The organism is Mesorhizobium sp. M1D.F.Ca.ET.043.01.1.1 (assembly GCF_003952385.1).
Lineage (GTDB): Bacteria > Pseudomonadota > Alphaproteobacteria > Rhizobiales > Rhizobiaceae > Mesorhizobium.
Genome location: NZ_CP034444.1, coordinates 462,220 through 484,259, shown reverse-complemented (window position 1 = coordinate 484,259; position 22,040 = coordinate 462,220). Strand labels below are relative to the sequence as shown.

19 protein-coding genes and 1 riboswitch are annotated in these 22,040 nt (G+C 65.8%); of the genes, 6 read left to right on the top strand and 13 right to left on the bottom strand.

Translation table 11 applies throughout. The annotated features are described in order from the left end of the window. Positions 1 to 245: 245 nt before the first annotated feature. The gene (locus EJ067_RS02385; protein ID WP_126084497.1) at positions 246 to 1,181 is read left to right on the top strand and encodes a helix-turn-helix domain-containing GNAT family N-acetyltransferase; all 936 of its coding nucleotides are present in this window, start codon (positions 246 to 248) and stop codon (positions 1,179 to 1,181) included. A 268-nt stretch (positions 1,182 to 1,449) separates the two neighbouring features. On the opposite strand, the gene EJ067_RS02375 is transcribed toward EJ067_RS02385, so the two are convergent. Both EJ067_RS02375 and EJ067_RS02370 read right to left on the bottom strand, forming a co-directional pair. Further along, positions 1,450 to 2,403, bottom strand: a complete 954-nt coding sequence (locus EJ067_RS02375) for an IS5 family transposase (protein ID WP_126084495.1) — start codon at positions 2,401 to 2,403, stop codon at positions 1,450 to 1,452. 83 nt (positions 2,404 to 2,486) lie between these two features. Further along, positions 2,487 to 3,320, bottom strand: coding sequence for an AraC family transcriptional regulator (locus EJ067_RS02370; RefSeq protein WP_126084494.1), 834 nt, complete (start codon positions 3,318 to 3,320; stop codon positions 2,487 to 2,489). Between the two features lie 152 nt (positions 3,321 to 3,472). Between EJ067_RS02370 and EJ067_RS02365 the strand changes: the two genes are divergently transcribed. Beyond that, positions 3,473 to 4,966: a winged helix-turn-helix domain-containing protein gene (locus tag EJ067_RS02365; RefSeq protein ID WP_126084493.1), complete on the top strand. Its 1,494-nt coding sequence runs from the start codon at positions 3,473 to 3,475 to the stop codon at positions 4,964 to 4,966. A 122-nt stretch (positions 4,967 to 5,088) separates the two neighbouring features. Here the strand turns inward: EJ067_RS02365 and EJ067_RS02360 are convergent, their stop codons facing one another. The 5 genes from EJ067_RS02360 to EJ067_RS02340 form a co-directional block, all read right to left on the bottom strand. After that, the gene (locus EJ067_RS02360; RefSeq protein ID WP_126084492.1) at positions 5,089 to 5,421 is read right to left on the bottom strand and encodes a hypothetical protein; all 333 of its coding nucleotides are present in this window, start codon (positions 5,419 to 5,421) and stop codon (positions 5,089 to 5,091) included. 28 nt (positions 5,422 to 5,449) lie between these two features. Next, complete coding sequence (locus EJ067_RS02355) at positions 5,450 to 5,860, bottom strand: hypothetical protein (RefSeq protein ID WP_126084491.1); 411 nt, start codon at positions 5,858 to 5,860, stop codon at positions 5,450 to 5,452. A 75-nt stretch (positions 5,861 to 5,935) separates the two neighbouring features. Then, complete coding sequence (locus EJ067_RS02350) at positions 5,936 to 9,037, bottom strand: efflux RND transporter permease subunit (protein ID WP_281058956.1); 3,102 nt, start codon at positions 9,035 to 9,037, stop codon at positions 5,936 to 5,938. A gap of 116 nt (positions 9,038 to 9,153) precedes the next feature. Continuing rightward, positions 9,154 to 10,722, bottom strand: coding sequence for an FAD-dependent monooxygenase (locus EJ067_RS02345; RefSeq protein ID WP_126084490.1), 1,569 nt, complete (start codon positions 10,720 to 10,722; stop codon positions 9,154 to 9,156). A 2-nt stretch (positions 10,723 to 10,724) separates the two neighbouring features. Then, positions 10,725 to 11,864, bottom strand: coding sequence for an efflux RND transporter periplasmic adaptor subunit (locus EJ067_RS02340; RefSeq protein ID WP_126084489.1), 1,140 nt, complete (start codon positions 11,862 to 11,864; stop codon positions 10,725 to 10,727). Between the two features lie 309 nt (positions 11,865 to 12,173). Next, positions 12,174 to 12,380: riboswitch (cobalamin riboswitch) on the top strand. 206 nt (positions 12,381 to 12,586) lie between these two features. On the opposite strand from EJ067_RS02340, the gene EJ067_RS02330 reads away from it, so the two are divergent. From EJ067_RS02330 to EJ067_RS02320, 3 genes are read left to right on the top strand one after another with little or no spacing between them, the layout of a single operon-like run. Beyond that, on the top strand, positions 12,587 to 13,375 hold the full coding sequence (locus tag EJ067_RS02330) for an ABC transporter ATP-binding protein (protein ID WP_126084487.1): 789 nt from the start codon (positions 12,587 to 12,589) through the stop codon (positions 13,373 to 13,375). A gap of 41 nt (positions 13,376 to 13,416) precedes the next feature. After that, positions 13,417 to 14,364, top strand: coding sequence for an ABC transporter substrate-binding protein (locus EJ067_RS02325; protein ID WP_126084486.1), 948 nt, complete (start codon positions 13,417 to 13,419; stop codon positions 14,362 to 14,364). Positions 14,365 to 14,394: 30 nt separating this feature from the next. Then, positions 14,395 to 15,381 carry an iron ABC transporter permease gene (locus EJ067_RS02320; RefSeq protein ID WP_126084485.1) on the top strand — a complete coding sequence of 329 codons (987 nt, stop codon included), beginning with the start codon at positions 14,395 to 14,397 and terminating at the stop codon, positions 15,379 to 15,381. A gap of 11 nt (positions 15,382 to 15,392) precedes the next feature. Here EJ067_RS02320 and EJ067_RS02315 read toward each other — a convergent pair whose 3' ends face one another. The 6 genes from EJ067_RS02315 to EJ067_RS02290 form a co-directional block, all read right to left on the bottom strand. After that, positions 15,393 to 16,328: a phosphatidate cytidylyltransferase gene (locus tag EJ067_RS02315; RefSeq protein WP_126084484.1), complete on the bottom strand. Its 936-nt coding sequence runs from the start codon at positions 16,326 to 16,328 to the stop codon at positions 15,393 to 15,395. Beyond that, positions 16,328 to 16,987: a lysophospholipid acyltransferase family protein gene (locus EJ067_RS02310; protein WP_126084483.1), complete on the bottom strand. Its 660-nt coding sequence runs from the start codon at positions 16,985 to 16,987 to the stop codon at positions 16,328 to 16,330. The genes EJ067_RS02315 and EJ067_RS02310 overlap by 1 nt, the downstream gene beginning before the upstream one ends. Beyond that, positions 16,984 to 17,427 (bottom strand): hypothetical protein, encoded by a 444-nt coding sequence (locus tag EJ067_RS02305; RefSeq protein ID WP_126084482.1) that lies wholly within the window; start codon positions 17,425 to 17,427, stop codon positions 16,984 to 16,986. Before EJ067_RS02305 ends, EJ067_RS02310 begins: the two co-directional genes overlap by 4 nt. Continuing rightward, positions 17,424 to 18,752 (bottom strand): phosphatase PAP2/dual specificity phosphatase family protein, encoded by a 1,329-nt coding sequence (locus tag EJ067_RS02300; RefSeq protein WP_126084481.1) that lies wholly within the window; start codon positions 18,750 to 18,752, stop codon positions 17,424 to 17,426. Before EJ067_RS02300 ends, EJ067_RS02305 begins: the two co-directional genes overlap by 4 nt. A 122-nt stretch (positions 18,753 to 18,874) precedes the next feature. Next, the gene (locus tag EJ067_RS02295; RefSeq protein WP_189510326.1) at positions 18,875 to 20,680 is read right to left on the bottom strand and encodes a bifunctional alpha/beta hydrolase/class I SAM-dependent methyltransferase; all 1,806 of its coding nucleotides are present in this window, start codon (positions 20,678 to 20,680) and stop codon (positions 18,875 to 18,877) included. Positions 20,681 to 20,716: 36 nt separating this feature from the next. Then, positions 20,717 to 21,325 (bottom strand): CDP-alcohol phosphatidyltransferase family protein, encoded by a 609-nt coding sequence (locus tag EJ067_RS02290; RefSeq protein ID WP_126084479.1) that lies wholly within the window; start codon positions 21,323 to 21,325, stop codon positions 20,717 to 20,719. 204 nt (positions 21,326 to 21,529) lie between these two features. Here EJ067_RS02290 and EJ067_RS02285 point away from each other — a divergent pair, with 204 nt between their 5' ends. Then, positions 21,530 to 21,949 carry a Rid family hydrolase gene (locus EJ067_RS02285; RefSeq protein WP_245468388.1) on the top strand — a complete coding sequence of 140 codons (420 nt, stop codon included), beginning with the start codon at positions 21,530 to 21,532 and terminating at the stop codon, positions 21,947 to 21,949. The last annotated feature ends 91 nt before the right edge of the window (positions 21,950 to 22,040 follow it).

Genomic DNA, 22,040 nt, shown 5'->3' with positions numbered 1-22,040 from the left:
CCCCCCTCTGTCCTGCCGGACATCTCCCCCACAAGGGGGGAGATCAGCGGCTTCGGCGCTTCGCCTTCCTGTAACGTTGAAGATTGGCGAAGGTCGGCGTGATGTCCGATCTCCCCCCAAGTGGGGGAGATGTCCGGCAGGACAGAGGGGGGCGCTGTCCCGCCAGCTTACAAAGGTTCGCCGCAACCAGTTTATTGACTCAGTCAACTAAATGATTGATCCTGTCTGGAACAGGAGGAATTCCCATGACCATCCACGATCACCCCGGCAAGGAGCGCATCGATGCGGTGCGCGCCTTCAACCGCTTCTACACCCGCCAGATCGGCGTGCTCGATGAAGGCTGGCTGAAGAGCACCTTTTCGCTGACCGAAGCGCGGGTGCTTTACGAGCTTGCCCATCGCGACGGGCTCGTCGCCAGCGACCTCGTCCGCGACCTCGGCCTTGACCCCGGCTATGTCAGCCGGCTGTTGAAGAAGTTCGAGGAGCGTGGCCTGGTCGAGCGCGCCGCTTCCGAGGCCGATGCACGGCGCTCGCCGATTGCGCTGACGCCTGCGGGCAGGGACGCCTTCGCGCCGCTCAACCAGGATTCGCACGACCAGGTGCGCGCGCTGCTCGATCGTCTGGCGCCGGCTGACCAGGAACGGCTGGTCAAGGCCATGCGCACCGTTCAGGATCTGCTCGGCGACAAACCCGAGCCCAAGGTGCCCTACATCCTGCGGCCGCTGCAGGTCGGCGACATCGGTTGGGTCACGCGGCGCCAGGGCATGCTCTATGCCGAGGAATATGGCTGGGACGAAACCTACGAGGCGCTGGTCGCCGAAATCCTCGGCGAGTTCGTCAAGAACTTCGTCCCGCAATGGGAGCGCAGCTGGATCGCCGAACGGGAAGGCGAAGTGGTCGGCTCGGTCTTCGTCGTGCGCAAGTCGCCCAAGGTGGCGAAGCTGAGGCTGCTCTATGTCGAGCCCTCGGCGCGCGGCCTTGGCATTGGCAAGCGCTTGGTCGATGAGTGCATCGCCTTTGCCCGCGCCAAGGGCTATAAGACGCTGACGCTGTGGACCAACGACATACTGGGTTCGGCACGCCGCATCTACCAGGCCGCGGGCTTCAAACTGGTTGAGGAAGAGCGTCACCATTCCTTCGGCAAGGATCTGGTCGGCCAGACCTGGGATTTGGAGCTTTAGCCTTTTCCTTCTCCCCTTGTGGGAGAAGGTGGATCGGCGCGCAGCGCCGAGACGGATGAGGGGTGTTCCAGGGAACGCCAGCGTCTCACTCCGCTGGAACACCCCTCATCCGTCGCCTTCGGCGACACCTTCTCCCACAAGGGGCCTGTTGCGCAGTTAGCGCGAACAGACCCGCGAGGCGGTTTGGCCCGTGAGGTCTCGCTCATTTTTGGCTTTTGGGGTGGAGTTTGATGGTGGCGGGCGGCCTTAGGCTGGATGCTAGGCGCACCTATCCTGTGATTGCCGCCCATCGGCGCATGTTGAAAGCGATCGCGGCAAGTGTCACCTGGGCTGCGGCCTTGGCCAATCCGACATAGCGGATTGTGGTCAGTTTCATGCGGTTCTTGAGCGTGGCGAAGGTCGTCTCCACCGCCGCCCGCCGTCGTGCGATCAGGCGATTGTAGCGCTTGAGCCGCTCGGGCAGCGAATGGTGCTTATTGGGGCGGCGGGCAATGCGCGGCTTCCTGCCCTCGGCCTTGAGCCGAGCACGCCGGGCATGCGTGTCATAGGCGGCATCCGCCCACACCGTCTTCTCGTCGCCTCGGATCAAGTGATCGGCCATTACCGTGTCGTTGACGTTGGCCGGCGTGGTGATCACCGTGCGGATCAGACCAGAGCCCTCGTCGACCCCAACATGGGCCTTGTAGCCGAAGGTAAAGCCGCCCTTGCCCCGCCGCACGGGACGGGCATCAGCATCCTTCGAGGGCCGCTCGGCTGTCGGCGGCGCCGAGACCGCATCGATCAGCGTCGCATCCAGCATCGTGCCGCGCTTCAGGATTACGCCGACCTTCTCCAACTGCCGGTCCAGTTCGCCAAACAGCCTTTCCATCAGCCCTTCGCCGACAAGCAGGTTGCGGAAGCGCGACAGCACTGAGTGATCGGGAATGCTCTCCTCAAGGCCAAGCCCGACGAAGCGCCGGAACGACAGCCGGTCGCCCAGCGCTTCCTCGAGTTCGCGATCCGATAGCCCATAGAGCGATTGCAGCAGCAGTGCTTTGAACAGCACCAATGGCGGCCAAGCCGCACGTCCCGGGCCGCCATCGCGTAGCGGGTTGAGCAACTTCTCGAAGCGATACCACTTCACCAGACCGGACAGCCGATCGAGCGGCGAGGATCCACCAGCAAGCTTCTGGCCCAGAAATGCTTCCGCCAGGCTCAACTGACCCGTCCGCTTCACCGCCATCGCGATTCCCTCCGAGTTCCAACTCAGAGAATCACAACCAGCCAATTATGCAACAGGCCCACAAGGGGAGAAGGAAGAGCGTCTCAGCCCTTCACCGGCACCCAGATCTCCAGCCCGCCATTGCCGCTGCGCGGATCGAATTCCGGGCCATAGCGCTCGAATTCCGGCGCATCGGCGACCTCGTGGCCGGAGGCCGGCAGCCATTTGTTCCAGATCGTGTTGACCGTGCGGCGGATGGTCGAGATGTGCTCGCGGTGGGCAAACACGGCATATTTCTGCGCCGGCACGCGCACCCGGAAAAACTCCTTGGGCAGGTCGGAGAAATCCGACACTTCGACGCCTGCGATGTAGTCGAAATTGCCGGCATCGTCGCCATTGACGCAGACGCCGTAGGCGACATCGCCGGTCTCGCCGGGGATGTTGCCGATATAGGGTCCGAAACGCTGCCACAGCATCGGAATGCCGGCGCTGGTCTCGCAGCTGTAGCGTTCGCCGAGCCCGGCGATGAGGAAGGGGCGGCTGGTCTCGAAGCGCGGCGGTTCGAGATTGCTGAGAAACGACTGGTCCATCAGGATCGGCTCCACGAGGTCTAGGGTGTCGGTCGAGCCTTGCGCGCGCACCAGTTCCGGCGTGGTGCCGAACAGGTCGCGGAAGGCGCGGGTGAAGGCCTCATGCGAGCCGTAGCCGGCATCGAGCGCTACCGAAAGGATATCGGGCGCGCCGCCGGCAAGCTTGCGCGCCGCCTCGCTCAGCCGGCGTGCGCGCATGTAGCCCATCACCGAGCGCCCCGTGGCGGCGCCGAAAGCGCGCGTCACATGGAAGCGCGACACGCCGCTGCTTTGCGCGACATCGTCGAGCGAGATAGCATCCGGCAGGTGGCTTTCGACGAACCACAGCGCCTTCTCGGTCGGGTTCATAGGCTCCTCGCATTTTGGCGGGGCCGAGACTAAGCACCGCACCGACAGCCAGTTTGATCGAAATTGCGCACTGGGCAATAATGACGATGCGCATGCCGGTTTCAGTGGGATCGACTTGGCGTTGCGCGCGATAGGCGGGAAGGGGTGTCCTGATGACGACGGCGACGGCCGATCAGGTCTTCCGGTTTGGCGGGTTCACGCTCGACCTCGCCATGGGCACGCTGCGCGGCGTCAACGAGCCCCTGTTCCTGCGCCCGAAAGCCTATGCGCTGCTTTCGCATCTCGCCCGCAACATGGGGCGCGTCGTGCCGAAGTCGGAGCTGATGGATGTCGTCTGGCCGGGCGTCTACGTCACCGAGGATTCGCTCACCCAGTCGGTGCGCGAAATCCGCAAGGTGCTTGGCGAGGACATGGTGCGCACCGTCTCCAAGCGCGGCTATATGCTTGCCGCCGAAGCCGAAGCCGCGCCCGAGATCAGCAGCCAGCCGATAGTGGCGGTGGTGCGCTTCCGCAACGAGAGCGGCGATCCGGCCGACGAGGCGATGGTCGACGGCTTTGCCGAGGACCTTATCAACGGCGTGGCGCGGTTCGGCACGGTCACGGTGCTTGCGCGCAATTCGAGCTTTTCCTTCGCTTCCTTCGGCCGCGCCGAGTGGCCGCAGATCCGCGCCCGCATCGGTGCCGACTATCTGGTCGAGGGGTCGCTGCGCCGGCAGGGCGAGCATGTCGTGGTGGCCGTCAGCCTGGTCGACATCGCCACCGCAAGCCAGCTCTGGGGCGATCGCTACCAGTCGCATGGCGAGGGCCTGTTCGCGATCGAGCGCGAGATCGTCGAGCAGATCGTCAGCCGGCTGGTCACGCGGGTGACCAATGCCGGGCTGGAGCATGCCGCGCGCAAGCCGGTGACCAGCCTTGCCGCCTACGAGCTTCTGCTGCGCGGCTTCGCGCTGTTGCGCGATCCGGCCCAGACCGACCAGCGCGGCGCCGAGGCCTTGTTCGAGGCGGCCATCGCCAAGGATCCGAACTACGGGCTGGCCTACACCTACCTCGCTCTGGCGCGGGCGTTGGATGGGGAATTCGGCCGCGCCAGCGATGCAGTGCTGCAAAATGCCCGCGACCTTGCCGACAAGGGCCTGGCATTGTCGCCGGACCAGCCGACCGGCCATCGCGTGCAGTCGCTGATCCGCCTCTATATGCGCGACCACGAGGCGGCCGAGCATCACATGCGCATCGCATTGCAGCTCAACCCTTACGATGCCGACAGCATCGAGCAGATGGGCATGCTGCTAACCATGCGCGGCCGGCCGCTCGACGCGCTGACCTGGCTGGCGCGCGGCATCCGTATCGATCCCTTGCACCCGCATTGGTACCAGTTCGACCGGGCGCTGGCGCTCTACATGATGGGGGAATACCGCCAGGCGGCGGAGGCGCTGGAGATCGCGACGCGCCCCGCGCCCTGGATCCGGACAAGACTAGCCGCCTGCTATGCCCAGATGGGCGATATGGAGAAGGCGCGGCGGCAGATCGCCCTCATCGAGGACGGCGATCCCTTCTCGCCGCTCGACTATGCGCTGCGTGGGGTGCCGTTCGAGAACCGGGCCGATGCCGAGCATCTCGCCGAGGGCGTCAGACTTGCCCTCGGCTGATGCATGCCACCCAGAAGTGTGCAGCGGTTCTGGGATAAAGACTTGCATCAAAGACAAAGAGTTAAGGCGCGTCGCCTGATTCCGTTTCAGCGCGACGCGCGGAAGGCTGCGCCCGAGCCGCCTCAATCGACGACGACCACGATGTAACGGCCCTGATAGGCCCGGTAGTAGGTGCCGCCGCAGCGCCAGACGTCGAAGCCGTTGACCTTGGTGCGGACGCAGCCTGCCGGCAGCGTGGCGACCCAGGCCGTGGTGTGCCTGAGCACCCGCCATGTCGCGGTGCGGCGAGCGACACCGGCGGCGCTGCGCGGCGTCCAGGGCGCGCCGATGCGGGCCTCGGCCGCGCTGACCAGCGACAGGGCCGGAACGGCGCTGCCGACGATCTCGACAGCGGCGAGAGCGACTGCCAGCAGGGCCGCCGCCGAGCGCATTTTCCTGAAAGATTTCATAGGCATTTTCGTTTCTCCTGATGTTGATCGAAGGTCAGTGGGAGGTCGCGGCTTGCCGGGCGGTACCCGCCAGCGCCGCTAGGTGAGCAACCACGAACACAAAGTGCGCCGCGGTTGTGACGTAGCCGACGACGAGCACGTCGGCGGCGATGAAGAACTGCCAGAACAAAAGGTTTGCCGTTCCGAGCAGCATGTGGACGGCAGCCAGGAAGGCATGCCAGGTCCGCGAATAGGCGATGCGCGAGAGCGTGACCCCGATGATCAGGGCCAGTCCGTGCGCCTCGATGAAGCCGATGCCGGTGCCGGGCGCGTCGGCGAGCAGTATGGCTTCGGCGCCGCGTCCGAAGAACGAGCCGGCAATGTCGGTGGCGAGCCCGCCGGCCGATGCCAGGATCAGGAAGCCGGCGTTGACGCGGATGAGCAGGTTTCCAAAGAACGGTGTCATGGTCGTTTCCCTTCGGTTACGTGTTTGGCTGCCACGGCGGCATTCCGCCGTGGCTTGTCGGAATGCGTGGCCGCCTCAGGCGGCGATGGCTTGCGGCTCGGCGACCGCCACGGCGGGATCCGCTGCTGCTGTCGTTTCGGCCGGCGCCTTGATGCCGAACCAGGTGACGTAAAGCGTCGGCAGGAACACCAGCGTCAGCACCGTCGCCACCATCAGGCCGCCCATCACCGCGTAGGCCATCGGCCCCCAGAACACGGTCGGCGCGATCGGGATCATGCCGAGGATGGCGGCCGCCGCAGTGAGCAAGATCGGCCGCAGCCGGTGCGTAGTGGCGCTGATCACGGCAGCCCATGGTTCCTCGCCGTCGGCGATGTGCTGGTCGATCTGCGTGATCAGGATCACCGAGTTGCGGATCACCATGCCGATCAGCGACATCACGCCGAGTATGGCGACGAAGCCCATCGGCGCGCCGGAGATGAGCAGCGCGCCGGCGACGCCGATCAGCGCCAGCGGGGCGGTGAGCAGCACCAGCACCAGGCGCTGGAAGCTCATCAGCTGGATCATCAGCACCGTCGCCATGATGAACAGCATCAGCGGGAAGACCACGAAGATGCTGGCCTGCGCCTTGGCGCTGTCCTCGATCACGCCGCCCTGTTCGACGCTGTAGCGGGCCGGCAGCTCCGCTTTGAAGGCGGTGATCGCCTTCTCCAGTTTGCGCGTCACCGCTGTGGCATCGCTGCCCGGCGCGACGTCGGCCTGGACGGTCACGGTCGGCAGGCGACCACGGCGCCAGATCAGCGGCGGCTCGGTCTGGTAGGACAGCTTCGCCACCTGCTCGAGCGGCACGCGGCGTCCGCCCGAGGCGCTGATCGTCAGGCCGCGCAGCGTGTCGATGCTGGCGCGTTCCTGTTCCACGGCGCGGGCGACGATGTCGACGAGGTAGGTGTCGTCGCGCATCTGGGTGATCTTGGAGCCCGACAGCACCGCGTTGATAGTCTCCGACAGCTGCTGCGAGGAGATGCCCAGGGCGCGTGCCCGGTCCTGGTCGACATCGACCTTGATCACCTTGGCCGGCTCGTTCCAGTCGTAGTTGATGTTGCGCACGGCGGCGTCGCTGCCCAGCACCTGCGCGAACTGCTGCGCCAGGCTGCGCGTCTTGTCCGGGTCCGGACCGCTGACGCGGAACTTCAGCGGCCAGCCGACCGGCGGGCCAAGCTCTAGCGGCGTGACGCGGGCCATCACGTCGTCGAAGCCGGTCGACAGCTCCTTTTCCAGCCGGTCGATGACGGCCTGGCGCACGGCGTGGCCCTTGGTCACCACCACGGCCTGGGCGAAGAAGTCGTTGGCGAGCTGCGCGTCGAGCGGCAGGTAGAAGCGCACCGCGCCCTGGCCGACATAGAAACTCCAATGGTCGATGTCGGGATCGGCGGCGAGGAGCTTCTCGACGCGCTCGACCACGGCATCCGTCGACTTGATCGAGGCGGTGCGCGGCAAGGTGAGATCGAGCATGACCTCCGGCCGGTCGGACTTCGGGAAGAACTCCTGGCCGACGAAGCCCATGGCGACGACCGAGAGCGCGAACAGCCCCGCCGTCGCCGACAGCACCAGCCACTTCGCCCGCATCGCCATATCGAGCAGCGTCTGGAAGCCGCGGGCAATGCGCGACGGCTGATGGCTGCCATGCCCCTTGATGCGATCGGGCATTAGAAAGACGCCGGTAAGCGGCGTGAACAGTACCGCGACCACCCAGGAGACGACGAGCGCGATGGCCACGACCGCGAACAGCGAGAAGCAGTATTCGCCGGCGCCGCTCTTGGCGAAGCCCACCGGCACGAACCCGGCGATCGTCACCACCGTGCCGGTAAGCATCGGGAAGGCGGTGGAGGTGTAGGCATAGGTGGCGGCCGAGATCTTGTCGTGGCCCTCCTCCATGCGCGCGATCATCATCTCCACCGCGATCATGGCATCGTCGACCAGGAGGCCAAGCGCGATGATCAGCGCGCCGAGCGAGATGCGCTGCAGCGAGATCCCGAAATACTCCATGGTGACGAAGGTGATCGCCAGCACCAGCGGAATGGCGACCGCCACCACGACGCCGGGGCGCCAGCCGAGCGCCAGCAGCGACACGGCGAGCACGATGGCGATCGCTTCGCCGAGGCTCTTGGTGAACTCGCCGACGGATTCCTCGACGACATGCGACTGGTCGGCGACCATGCCAAGCTCGGCACCGAGCGGCAGCTCGGCTTCCATCTCGTGCATCTTCTCCTTGACGTTCTCGCCCAGCGCCAGCGCGTCGCCGCCCGCGGTCATCGAGATGGCGACGCCGACGGCAGGCTTGCCGTTGAAGCGGAGCATCGGCTGCGGCGGGTCGGAATAGGCGCGCTTGACCTCGGCGACGTCGCCCAGCCGGAAGTAATGGCCGTTGGCGTAGAAGTTGATCGCCTTGAGGCTCTCCTCGGAGGTGAAGCTGCCGGAGACGCGGATGGCGATGCGCTCGGGGCCGGCCTCGACCGTGCCGCTCGGCGTCAGCGCGTTCTGCGCCTGCAGTGCCTGCGACAGCGTGCCGACATCGAGGCCGAGTGCCGCCACTTTCTGCGTCGAGAATTCGAGATAGATCTTCTCGTCCTGCTGGCCGATGAGATCGACCTTGGCGACATCCTTCACCGTGAGCAGCCGGGCGCGCAGGCTGGTGGCGAGGTCCTTCAGCTCGCGATGGCTGAGGCTGTCGGAGGTGAGCGCGTAGATCAGCGAATAGGTATCGCCGAACTCGTCATTGAAGAACGGGCCCTGCACGCCTGAGGGCAGCGTCGGCTTGATGTCGTCGAGCTTCTTGCGCACCTGGTACCAGAGCGGCTGCACCTGGTCGCCCGCCACCGTGTCCTTCAAGTTGACGAAGACGACGGATTCGCCGGGCTTGGTGTAGCTCTTGACGTAGTCGAGGTCGGGCAGCTCCTCGAGCTTCTTCTCGATGCGGTCGGTGATCTGCTCCACCGTGTCGCTGGTGCTGGCGCCCGGCCATATCGTCTTCACCACCATGGTCTTGATGGTGAAGGGGGGGTCCTCCTCGCGGCCGAGGCCACGATAGGCGTAAAGCCCGGCAAGTGCGGCAGCGATCATCAGATAGACGATGAAGCTGCGGTGGCGCAGCGCCCATTCGGAAAGATTGAAGCTGGTCATGATGCAAATCCCTCTCAGCGCGCGCAAAGGCGCGTTCCGCCGGCGGCTGCCGGCTGGCCAAAACAAGTGACGGTCGGGGTTCGGTCAGCGCCCGCCGCGTGGCGGGCGCCGGAAAGTCAGGCCAGGCTGTGCATAGTGCCCGGCACTCGGTAGGGCGCGCGCTCCGCAAGCCTCGGCCTGATGGCGAGGCCGGCGAGATAGCGCTGGAAGGCGGCTGCCTCCTGGACCGTGGAGGCAAGCGCGACATGGCCGTCGGGCCTCACCAGATAGGCGGCGTCACGCTGCAGGCCGGCTTTCCCGGCTGCGTCTGTCCAGGCGAAGGCGTGGATCGGGATGCCGCTCGGCGCAAGCATCGCCCGGAAATCGCAGTTGGCCTCGCCATAGACATGAACCTGCCAATCGAGCGAGCGCAGCGGCTCGAAATTGTCGCCATTTGCATGGGCGACGTAGGGCAGCCGGTCGCCGCCGTTCAGCTTGCCCGCCGTGCCCGAGCTGATCGGCCCGGCCCGGTACTGGATCGCCGCCTGCGAGATCAGTCCGAAGAAGGCGCGCGAGCCGAACGATGTATGCAGTGCGACATTCATGATCTTCGGCATAAGATAGCGCCGGAACAGGCCGATGAGCCGCGAGCGGCTGGTGATGAAGCGGAAAGCGGTGTCGGTGCTCTCGATCAGCTTGCGCGCAAAGGCGATGCGCTCGGGCTCATAGCTGTCGAGCAGGCGCGGGTCGGCCCGGCCCTGTACCACCGCTGCAAGCTTCCAGGCGAGGTTCACTGCGTCGCCCATCCCGGTGTTCATGCCCTGGCCGCCGGCCGGGCTGTGGATATGGCCGGCATCGCCGACGAGGAACACGCGGCCGACGCGGAAGCGCTCGGCGACGCGATGGTGGACGCGGTAGGTCGAGAACCAGTTGACTTCGTGGACCTTGACGCCGGTGTCGCGCTCGATATCGGCGCGGATCGCCTCGAAGCTGATCGTCTCGTCGGCCTCATGCGCCTTCGGCACGATGCCGATGAGGCGGAGCGACCCCGACTGCCTGACCGGCATGGCGATGGCGAAGCCATAGGTGCTGATGGTGACGTCCATGCCGTTGTGGGTGACTTCGCCGGTGCCCTTGACGTCGGCGACGTAGAAAGCCTGCTCGTAGGTGCCGCCGGGAAAGCCGATATTGAGCCCATGCCGAACGGTGCTGCGGGCGCCGTCGCTACCGGCGAGATAGGCGGCGCTGACGGTTTCGGTGCGGCCATCCTTGCTCAGCGTGGCGATGACCGCATCGCCCTCGTCCTGGAAGGCGACGAGCTCGGTGCCGCGCTCGACCTCGACGCCGGCGCGCTGCAGATGCGTGATCAGCACACGCTCGTGGATGTCCTGCGGCAAGGCGAAGGCGAAGGAAAAGGGGCTGATGCCGCGGCCGAAGTCGGACAGCGGCAGCCTGGCAGCGACGCCGGCCGGCGTATGTATGGTAAGCCGCTCCAGCCGGATGCCTGCTGCAAGGACATCGTCGACGATGCCGATCTGGTGGTGGAACTCCAGCGTGCGCGCCTGGACGGCAAGCGCCCGCGAGGTTTCGCCCGGACCGTCAGCCTTGTCGAAGATGCGGACCGGGACACCGAGCCTGGTCAGCCAGAGCGCGAGCGTCAGTCCGGTCGGACCGGCGCCGGCGATGAGGACCTTTGTCTTGGACATGGTCATTTTCCTTCTCCCTCAACGATACGGACTTTTTCGTGTTCCCGCAGCCGGTTTACGCCGGCGGTGACGACCAGATCGCCTTTGCTGAGCCCGTCGCTGACGACGATGCGGTCGGTCTCGTATCGGGCAACCGTGACCGGCTTGAGCTCGACGGCCGACGAGGGCGCCACGATCCACACCGCCGGCTTGCCATCCTTGTCGAACAGCGCGCTGCCTGGCAGCACCACGACCGGCGCGCCGGCGACCTCGGCGCGGCCGGAAACGCTGGCGCCGAAGCGCATTTCGTCGGGCGCATTCTCGATCGAGACCTTCACCTGGAAAGTGCGGGTGGCGGCATCGGCCATCGGCGCGATCTCGCGGATGGTGCCGGCCGCGGTGATCGCCGGATTGCTGAGCAGCGAGACGGTCACCTTTGGCGGCCGCTTCGTATCGGGCGTGTTGGCGAAGGCGGCTTCGGCGATCGAGAACACGGCGTCGCGGCTCTGCGGATCGGCGACGCGGACCACCATCTGCCCGACATTGACGGACAGGCCGGCTTCGGCGCCGCTCGCGGTGACGATGCCGTCGAATTCCGCGTGCAGCTCGGTATAGCCGAGCTGGTCCTTGGCCATCTCGAAGGCGATGTTCGCCGACTTGAGCTTGGCCTGCGCCGAGCGCAGATTCTTCAGCGTCGCGTCATAGTTGGCCCGTGTCGTGAAACCTTTGGCGAGCAGCGCGCCGATGCGGGCCTCGGCGGCACTTGCCTCGACAAGCACGGCCTGCGCCGCCGCGACATCGGCCTCGGCGCTGGCGAGCCGGTTGCGATAGTCCTGATCGTCGATGCGGGCGAGCACCTCGCCCTTCCTCACCGTCGCGCCGACCTCGGCGATGCGTTCGAGCAGCTTGCCGGATACGCGGAAGCCTAGGTCGCTTTCAAGCCTCGGGCGTATCTCGCCGACGGCGGTTCGGGTGTCCGCGCCGAGCATCGGAGCGACTGCTATGGCCTTGACGAGCTTCGTCTCCGGGGCGGCCGGGGTGGCGTTCGAGGCTTCGCTTCTTGCGCCGTGCCAGACCAGGGCCGCGCCGCAGGCGAGGACGGCGATCGAGCCGGCGACAAGGCGACGCCTCAGCGCCTTGTTATCAGAGAGTGCGGCAATCATGCTTGTCTCCACGACCAAGGTTGCGTTCGCGCGGGGAGGATGCGGCGACCGGGAAATATATCGGCTGGAGAGAGGGATCGGGCGTTTGCGGCCTGTCTTTCGCCAGCCCGATCTTCTTGCGGTTTCCGGCCCGGAAAATCCCGAACGGTTTCTGAGAATTTTCCGATGTTTGGCTGAGGCAGTGCCGGAAAGGGATTGACATAGGGCCTTCGAGCATATGTAACGTTATTACATATCGAGCTGCAAATTGGGAATTTCACGGGGTGATCAGGTCGCGCAGAAGTCCGTTGCGACTCGCGCGCGGACAACCTACGATGGCGGTGTCATGGTCCCCGAGCCGCAAGGCGAGGGGTGAAAAGGGAACACGGTGAGATCCGCTCAGGGTCGAGGCCGTGGCTGCCCCCGCAACTGTGAGCGGCGAGCTCCATCCGGAATGCCACTGGCCGGCAAGGCTGGGAAGGCGGATGGCGCGGCGACCCGCGAGCCAGGAGACCTGCCATCGACACGAGTTGACCGGACGGGGTGTGCCGGGAGGAGACGCGGGCACCGGTCCTGTCGGCCGGCTCGTCCGGCATCCTTCCGTCGCCGTTTTTGGAAAGTGACGGAATGTTGGACGGCTCCATCGATCGCATCCACCGCATTTTCGTGTGCACGCTTTGCTGTGATCCGGCGACGCAAGAAATGCGCAGCGAAGCTCTCTCCGATCATCGGGGGGGCCGCCTATGACCGCGCAGCTTCTCGAAGCCCGTGGCCTCGGCGCGACGGCCAACGGCCGGACGCTGGTCGACGATGTCAGCCTGTCGCTGACCGGCGGCGAACGTCTCGCCATCATCGGCCCTAACGGCGCCGGCAAGACGACGCTGCTGCGCATGCTGTGCGGGGCGCTGCCGCCGAGCCGCGGCGAGGTGCGCCTTGCCGGACGCCGGCTGGACCGGATCACCGCCGCCGAGCGGGCGCTCAGCATCGCCGTCGTCGGCCAGACGGACCAGCCGGATCCGCGGCTCGCGCTCATCGACTATGTCGAGCTTGGCCGCGTCCCACATGCGGGCTTGAGGCGCCGCCACGACGATCGCGACATCGTCGTCGAGGCTTTGCGCCGGACCGGATTGCTGCGGCTGCTCGCGCGCACAGTAGGCTCGCTGTCCGGCGGCGAGCGCCAGCGCGCGCAGCTCGCCCGCGCCATCGCGCAGGAGCCGAAAATCCTGTTCCTCGACGAGCCGACCAACCACCTCGATCCGCGCGCCCGCGGCGAGTTGCTCGACCTTGTCGCCGGCTTCGGCATGACCGTTGTCGCCGTGCTGCACGATCTCGCCCTGGTGGCGCCCTTCGCCACCCGCGTCGCGGTGATGAGCAACGCCCGGCTGCACGCGCTGGCGCCGCCGCGCGAGGCGCTGGCGCAGCCGCTCATCCGTGAGGTGTTCGGCATCGATGTGCTGCGCCTCCAGCACCCGACCGAGGACCGCGAGCTCACCGTCTTCGAGCTTCCCGCCCGCGCTTCAGCCCCGTCCTGAGCCAATCCAGACAATCCAACCCAATCAAGGAGCACCATCCCGTGAAACGCCTCGCTTTGTCGCTTGCCCTCTCTTTTGTCGCCTCGGCCGCCTTCGCCTTCCCGGTGACCGTCGACAGCTGCGGCAAGCCGCTCACCTTCGACGCGCCGCCGAAGCGCGCCGTCATCCAGGACCTCAACATGGCCGAGATGGCGTTCGCGCTGAAGCTGCAGCCGTCGATCGTCGGGCTCACCGGCATCACCGGCTGGTACAAGGTTGGCCCCGAATTCAAGGCCGAGCAGGGCTCGATCCCCGAGCTGGCGCCGAAATACCCGACGCTGGAAAACCTTGTAGCCGCGCAGCCGGACTTCTTCTTCGCCGGCTGGTATTACGGCATGAAGCCGGGCGGCGAGGTCACGCCCGACACGCTTGCCCCGCACGGCATCAAGACACTGGTACTGACCGAGAGCTGCGTCCATCTCGACAAGAACCGGCCCGCCGCTTCGATGGACCTGCTCTTTGGCGACGTCGAGAAGCTCGGCAAGATCTTCGGCAAGGACGCGCAGGCGCAAAAGCTGGTCGTCGGCTGGAAGGCCGAGCTGGCCGGCATCACCGCCAAGGTGGGCGACCATAAGGGCGCGCGCGTGTTCCTCTATGACTCCGGCGAGGACAAGCCCTTCACCGCTGGCAAGTTCGCCATCCCCAACGCCATGATCGCCGCCGCGGGCGGGGAAAACATCATGGCCGACATGGACACGAGCTGGGGCAATACCGACTGGGAGACGGTCGCGTCGCGCAATCCGCAATTCCTCATCCTGCTCGACTACCAGGACGGCGGCGGCTACCGGAAGCTGCTCGATTTCCTCGAGGCACATTCGGCGATGAAGGAAACCGACGCGGTGAAGAACAAGCGCTTCGTTGCGCTGCGTTACGCCGAGCTGACGCCCGGACCCGCCAACATCGAGGCGATCGGCAAGATCGCCAGGGCCATGTATCCGGAAGCGTTCTGACCTTTGCGATACGGATCGTTCGTTCTTACAATGTCGCTGGGCGCGGTGCTGCTCGCAGCGCTCGTGCTGCTTTCGATCGCCTACGGCTCGACGCTCATCCCGTTGCACGAGGTCGTGCGCGCGCTGGCACATGCGATGGGGCTGGACGGGAACCAGGTATCCGGTCCGGTCGGCAGCATCGTCGTCGACCTCAGGCTGCCGCGCGCGTTGCTGGCGATTGCTGTCGGCGCCGGCCTCGGCATCGTCGGCGCGCTGCTGCAGACGGTGACCCGCAACGATCTCGCCGATCCGTTCCTGTTCGGCCTCTCCTCGGGCGCCGCCGCCGGCGCGGTCTCCGTCATCACCGTCTTCGGCGACAGCTTCGGCATCTGGACACTTCCCCTTGCCGCCTTCACCGGCGGCATACTGGCAGCGGCAATCGTGCTTCTGCTCGTGTCGCGGGTGAGGGGGCAGGGACCCGAGCGGCTGATCCTCGCCGGCCTCGCCGTTTCCTTCATGTTCACCGCGCTGACCAACTATCTCGTCTTCGCCGGCGACCAGCGCGCCGCCCATTCGGTGCTGTTCTGGACCATGGGCGGGCTGGGTCTCGCCCGCTGGGACAATATCGGCCTGGCGGCGCTCGGCGCTGGCATCATTCTCGCCTATGGGCTCTGGAACCACCGCCGCTTCGATGCCTTCCTCGCCGGCGAAAGCGCCGCCGAAAGCCTCGGCGTGCCGGTGGCGAGGATGCGCCGCACGACATTCCTCATCGCGGCTCTGGCCACCGCGATTCTGGTGGCGGTGGCCGGCGTCATCGGCTTCGTCGGCCTGATGATCCCGCATCTCGGCCGGCCGCTGGCCGGTCCGCTGCATCGGCCGCTGATAGCGATCTGCGCGCTGTTCGGCGCGATCCTGCTCCTGGCCAGCGATCTCTTGGCCCGCACGCTGCTGCCGCCGCAGGAACTGCCGATCGGCATCATCACCAGCTCGCTCGGCGCCTTCTTCGTCGTCACCATGCTGATGCGCAACCGCCTTTAGTTCGCCGGCGATCAAACCGTCCAGAAATAGCGCACGATGTGGAAGAAGATCGGCGCGGCGAAGACGAGGCTATCGGTGCGGTCGAGCATGCCGCCATGGCCCTCGATCAGGTGGCCCCAGTCCTTGACGCCCTGGTCGCGCTTGATCGCCGACGCCACGAGCCCGCCGAGGAACCCCATCGTGCAGGCGACGAAGGCGACCGTCGAGGCCTGCAGCGGCGAAAACGGCGTGATGAAGGAGAGCAACGCGCCGAGCAGGCTGGAGGCGACCAGCCCGCCGATCAGCCCCTCCCAGGTTTTCGACGGCGAGACGGTCGGCGAGAAGCGGTGTTTCCCGAACAGCTTGCCGAAGATGTACTGCAGCACGTCGCTGCCCTGCACGACGATGATCAGGAAGGCGATGAGCAGAAGATTGCGGCCTTCGAAACCCGGCACGTTGAGCGTCAGCAGGGCAGGAACATGGCTGACGCAATAGACCGAGATCATGATCGCCCATTGCTGCGCGGCGATGCGCTCGAGGAAGCGCTCGGTATCGCCATGAAGCGCCGTGATCGCCGGCATCAGCAGGAAGCAGTAGACCGGGATGAAGATCACGAACAGTCCGTACCAGGCCGTCCACACCAGCCAGTACTGGACCGGGATGACGATGCCGAACATGCCGAGCAGCACCCAGTGGTCGCTGCGGCGGCTGTGCGTCAGCGTCACGAACTCGCGCAGCGCCGCGAACGAGATCAGCGCGAAAAGGATGGTCATGCCGTAGCGGCCGAAGAAGAAGGCGACCGTCATCAGCGCCACCATCACCCACCAGGCGTTGATGCGCTGCGTGAGGTTGACCAGCGTTGCGCTCAGCGGCTTCGGCGCGCGCATCGAAAGGATGCCGGCGGTGACGCTGGCGGTGCTCAGCACCACGAAAAGGCCGATGATCAGGATGCTGATTTCGTGGCGCATCAATCGTCTCGATCAGGGCGCGGATTCAGCGCCAGAAGTGCCGCGCGGGCGCGCTCGAGGAAGGCGCGGCGTTCCTCGCCGGGCGCCACCGCTACCGGCGCGCCGAAGACGACGCGGCAAAGCAGCGGCACCGGCAGGAACTGGCCCTTCGGCAGCACGCGCGACATGTTCTCGATCCAGCAGGGGATGAGTTCCACATCGGGCCGCGTCATCGACAGGTTGTAGAGCCCGGAGCGGAACGGCAGCAGCTCGTCGCTCATGTTGCGCGTGCCTTCCGGGAAGATGATCAGCGAGTGGCCCTGGTCGAGCACCGAGAGCATGACCGAGATCGGGTTCTCCTCCGGACTCGTCCATTGCCGGCTGATCAGCACGGAGGAGAGCATGTCCTCGGCGATGAAGCGGCGCAGCCGCGACTTCCCCCAATATTCGGAAGCGGCGATCGCATGCGTGATGGCGCGTTCCTTCTCGCTGAGGCAGGCCGACAAAAGGATGAAATCGCCATGGCTGGTGTGGTTGGCGAAATAGATGCGCTGCCGCTCCGACGGCTGGCTGCCGCTCCAGATCGGGCGCACGCCGGTCACCGCCCAGGCCAGCGCCGACAGGCCGACCGAGGTCACCGTCTGCAGCAGGGTGAAGGTCCGGAGCGCAAGCTTGCTCATCGCGGCATCCAGAATCCGGCGGTCAGGAACGCGGCGACGAAGACTGCCAAGGCGATGCGCTGGCGGGCAAGCAGGCGGCGCGTTCCGGCGATACGGTCGTCGAGCGGGCGGAGAGAGGAGGGAGCCGGCTTCAGCCGCATGCGTGCCAGCAGATCGTCGACCGCAGCACCTCCGGAAGCCTCGTCGTCATGGCTCGTCATCAGCCGGAACAGCAGCGCATCGAAGAGAAGAAGCGCCGAAAGCCCAAGCACCGCGATGGCGCTCGCCGCCGCGACCAGCAGCGCCAGCACCGCGATCGGCGCGTGGAGAGCGCCGCGCGCCGAGGCGACCAGCGGCGCGACGCTGTCGCCGGCGATAACGATGGCGGCCGGCCATGCCGCCTGCTTGATGAGCATGGCGGCGAAGATGGCCGTCCGCTGCCGATAGGCTTCGTCCGTCATGCCGGCTCGTCCTGGAAATGCACCGGCCGGCCTGATGCAGCGAGCTGCTTTTGCGCCTGCGCCGGCGTGTGCGATCGGCCGGTCGAGACCAGCCATCCGGCGATGACCGTGGCGCTGCGCTGGAAGCCGAGCGCGCAGCAGACCAGCACCGTGCCCTGCCGGCGCGCTGGCTCGATGGCTGCCACCGCCCGATCAAGCACGTCCGCCGGCGGCGGCAGGAGATCGAGCATGCCGAAGCTTTCCCAGCGGCCAGGCGCGTCGCGCGGCCGCTCCAGCTCGGCGGCGAGGTCGATCACCGTGCCGAAGCGATCGGCTTCGGCAGCGCCGGGAAAACGTCCGAGGAAAACGCCGTCGGCGATTGCCACCGCTGGCGGCAGCTTGCGCGTCCATGCCCAGACATTGGCCCTGGCGCTCAGCCGGTAGGGCCAGAGCAGGATGCGGCTTGCCAGCGGCGCATAACCGTCAGCCGTCTTCTGGAACACTTTTGCGCCGGCCCCGGCATAGGCGAAGGCGACGATGGCCAGCGCCAACGCCGGCCACAAAAGCACCAGCGCGATAGCGGAGAAGCGGACTCCGACGGATGCTCCGGCCAGGGCGAGGGCAGCGCCCAACGCGTAGCAGAGCGCAAGCCGCCGTGCCTTGGCATCGGCGTTCAGGCGGAAGCCGGAGAAAGGCAGCTCGCCCTTGGCCGGAAACAGCCAGAGCGCGAAGGCCCCGAGCAGTGCGCCGGTGGGGATATCGATGAAATGGTGCTGCCAGGTTGTCAGCACCGAGGCGCCGATCAGGAAGCACCAGCCGTGCCAGATCGGCAGCAGAACGCCGCCGAGATGCTGGCGCCAGTGATCGCAGATGATCACCAAAAGCGCGATATGCAGCGACGGCGCCTGGTTGAACGGCTTGTCGAAGCCGCCGAGCACGGCAAACAGGAAGCCCGGCAGGCCGGTTGTCGCCGGCCGCACGAAGGTGGCGGTCAGCGGAAACAGGATGAAGCAGGTGACGGCGACGACCTGAGCCGTGAGATAGCGGCTGGCCAGCCGGTCGACACCGCGTCTGCTGTCGTTGAGCAGCAGCGACAGGCCGTAGAACAGGTTGATCGACCAGTAGGGCACGATCGTCCATGCGAGGAACGGTATCGCGTGCTCCCAGGAAAACACTATGCTGCCGACATGCGAGCGCGTCGAGGCCAGCCAGTTGGCGAAGCCGTAGGTCGAATAGAAGAAGGGCGCCAGAACAGCGAGCCAAAGGGCTGCACGGAGCACGATCCGGCCATAGGCTTCGGCTGCTGGGCTGGTTGAAAGGGGCGGGGGCTCGACGCTGGCGGGCATGCTTCGGTGTTCCTAAAGCCCGATGATTTCAGGTCGATCCGACCTGAAATCATCCGGCTCTAAATCAAAGAAATAGAGCATGATGTCGTCCGAAAACCGCTTCACACTTTTCGGCATCATGCCTAAAGCCGCCTTGCCAGCGAGACGGTGAAGATGCCCCATTGGTCGATGCGCTGGTCGAGCTTCTCGAAACCGGCTGCCTCGACCAGCTGGTCCATCTCGCCCTGCGTGCGGCGCCGCATCACCCAGGCCTGGCCGCCGCGATGCGACGTCAGGCTGCGCGCGATCATCTCGAGCTGCGGGTGCCAGGGCTGGTTGGTGTAGAGGAGCAGGCTGCCGGGCTGCATGGCGCGGGCAAGGCCGCCGAGCGAGCGGGCAATCAGCGCGTTGTCGGCGAAAAGCTCGTAGAGGCCGGAGACGATGGCGAGGTCCGGCGCCGGATCGAGCCTGGCCAGCCCATCGCCGTCAAAGGCGTCGACGCGCCGGAACGACACGCTCGCCGGCAGTCCGCGCTCTGCAATCAGCTTGCGGCCGAGCTCGACGTTGAGATCGGAGTAGTCCTGCAAGCGCACGCTGGCTGGTTGTTCAGGGCTCTTGCCGATGGCGTCGAGCACGTAGCGGCCGTGGCCGGCGGCGATATCGAGGATATGACCGGGCCGTCCGATGGCCTTAAGCGTTGCCAGCGCCGAGCCGATCAGCTCTTCGAGGTTGAGCTTGCGCTGGCGGATGCCACGCCAGCCGATGGCGTCGAGGAAGGTCCGGTCGACTAAGCGGCCGATCGGCCCGAGGCCGCGCGGCTCGTCCTCATAAACATAGTCCAGCGTCGACCCGGAATCGAAGCCGGTGGCAACGCCGGTCTTCATGCCTTGCGAGAACGAGCTGCCGAGGCGGATGAAGGCGCGGCTCAAGGCCCAATAGAGGCCCTTCGGTGACAGGGGATCGAGCGGCGAGGCAAGCCTGTCGGCCTCGTCGCGCGTGTAGCCGGCGATATCCGCCTGCTTCAGGTCGACGGCTTCGGCCGGCGAGGCGAACTGCCCTTCGAGGAACGGCCGGATCAGGTCGAGCGCCTTGGCGCGGTCGCGTTCGCCCAGCGTGTCGTGGAAGAAGCCCGGCAGCACATGGCGTTCTTTCACGCTGCTGCCGAGGTTGACGAAGAACTCGTGCTGCGGCGCATGGCGCACCACCCAGTCGCTGCCCGACAGGAGAAGCTGCGTCGGCATGGTGATGGCGCGGGCATCGGAAACGATGCGCGCCGCATGCTGGTAGAGCTCGACGAGGATGTTCGAGGCGATCGGCCTTGTGATCAGCTTGTCGTTTTCGAACGAAGCGATGCGCACCGGGTCATGGGTGAGCAGGTTCGCCTTGACGTAGGAATTGACGAAGAAGCGCCCCTTGATCTTCTGCCACAGCGCGATGCCTTCTTTGGCGAAAGGGACATAGAGCTTGACCGAGAAGGCGGGCGAGGCGAGCACCATGGCGCGCAGTTTCGGCGCGTAGTCATGCACCCACGCCGCGGCAAGCACGGCGCCGAAGGACTGCGCGATGAGCGCGATATCCGGCGCGGCAAAACCGTCCCTGGCGGCGATCTCGCGCATGAAGCAATCGATGTCGCGCACCAGCGCCGCGAAGGAAGGAGCATAGCCGCGCTCGCCTTCGGAGCGGCCGTTGCCGCGCGCGTCCCAGGCATAGAAGGCATGGTCGGGCATGCCGAGTTCGTCCACGAGATGCGCCATGCGGCCGCCATGCTCGTGCCCGCGATGGAAGAGCACGACCGCGCCTTTGGCCTTTGCCGGGACTTTTGTCTTGGCAGAAACGGGCGGCCAGAAGCGGTAGAAGATCTGCGTGCCGTCATGGCTGCGGAAGGTGCGTTCCTGCGCTTGCCGCGCAAGGCTTTCCGCCGGCGCGCTGGCGACCTGTTCGTGAAGCATGGTGTTTCCCCCGGGCGGCATGGCGAGCCTCGATGCTCAGCCGCCGCTGCCAATAAGACCGGCGCGTATCCGGTTTATGGCGGTCAGCAGCGAAAGCGTAGCCATGGCCGGAAACACAAACGACGCGATTGCCGGCGGCCACAGCCCGGCGGCGGCGAGCACGGCGACCACGCCCAGCGCCAGCGCCCTGTCGCTCTTGCCGAACGGACCGGCATAATTTCGTCCGATGCCGGCGGCGATGCCGAGCACGCCGGCGAACTCGGTAAGCACAGCGGCGATGGCAAAGGCGACGACGCCCCGGCCGCCGAATTGCGGAAAGGCCGCAAAGGGCAGGATCAGCGCGAGGTCCGAGGCGACGTCGCAGGTCTCGTTGAGATACATGCCGAGCGTCGAGGCCTGCCCATGCTCCCGCGCCAGCATGCCGTCCATGGCGTTGAGCGCCATGCGAACGAAAAGCACGATGGGAATGAGAAGAAGAACGATGCGCCAGCCCGGCAAAAGCGCGATCGCCGTTCCGGCGGCAATGGACAGCAAGGCAGCAAGTATCGTTATGCCGTTGGCCGTGATGCCCATTGCGGCCAGCTTCCCGACCAGCGGCCGCAGCCTGTCCTGGAAAGCCGGCTTGAGCGCATAGAGCGTCGGCATAGCGTTGATCCCCCGATCCACGCTTCCACCTGTATCACGAAGAGGCCGAATGACACCAGCATGCGGCAAAAAACACAGTGAATTTTCAGACGGTTGACGCCTTACTATGAAGGCATCGCCTCAAGCCGCCGCAGTCGCCCTCTTGATCAGGCGCCGGCCAGGGTGTCCAGTTGAATTTATGCATCGCTCGAGTAAGCTTTGATCATGCCGAGGTTCAAGCTGACTGCGCCGGGTCCATGGGGCGAAAAGAGCGCCAACGACTACAGCTATTCGATGGTGCTGGAAGTCGATGGCCGGGTGGAATTATCCGGACAGGGCGGATGGAACCCGGACACGCTCGACATCCCGTCTGGTGTCCCTGTTGAATCCGAGATCAACCAAGCCTTCGACAACGTTGCCTTCATGCTGAACAGCGTCGGCTTGGACTGGTCGCATGTAGCGCATGTCAATTCCTACCACACGCCAGAAGCGGACGGGACAATCCTCGCGGCAACGGCTGAGATGGCGCGGCAGTTTCGCAAGCGAATGCCAGACCACAAGCCAATCTGGACATGCCTTGGAGTGGCAGTGTTAGGCGATCCCGGAATGCATGTTGAAATCCGCGTGACAGCTTTCCGCGACTAGCCGGCGGTCGATCCGCCCTTCTTCCAGGGGCTGCGCTTTCCCGGCTTCTGGACCAACGCATTCCGCTTGAATAGTAAGCACGCTTATTATA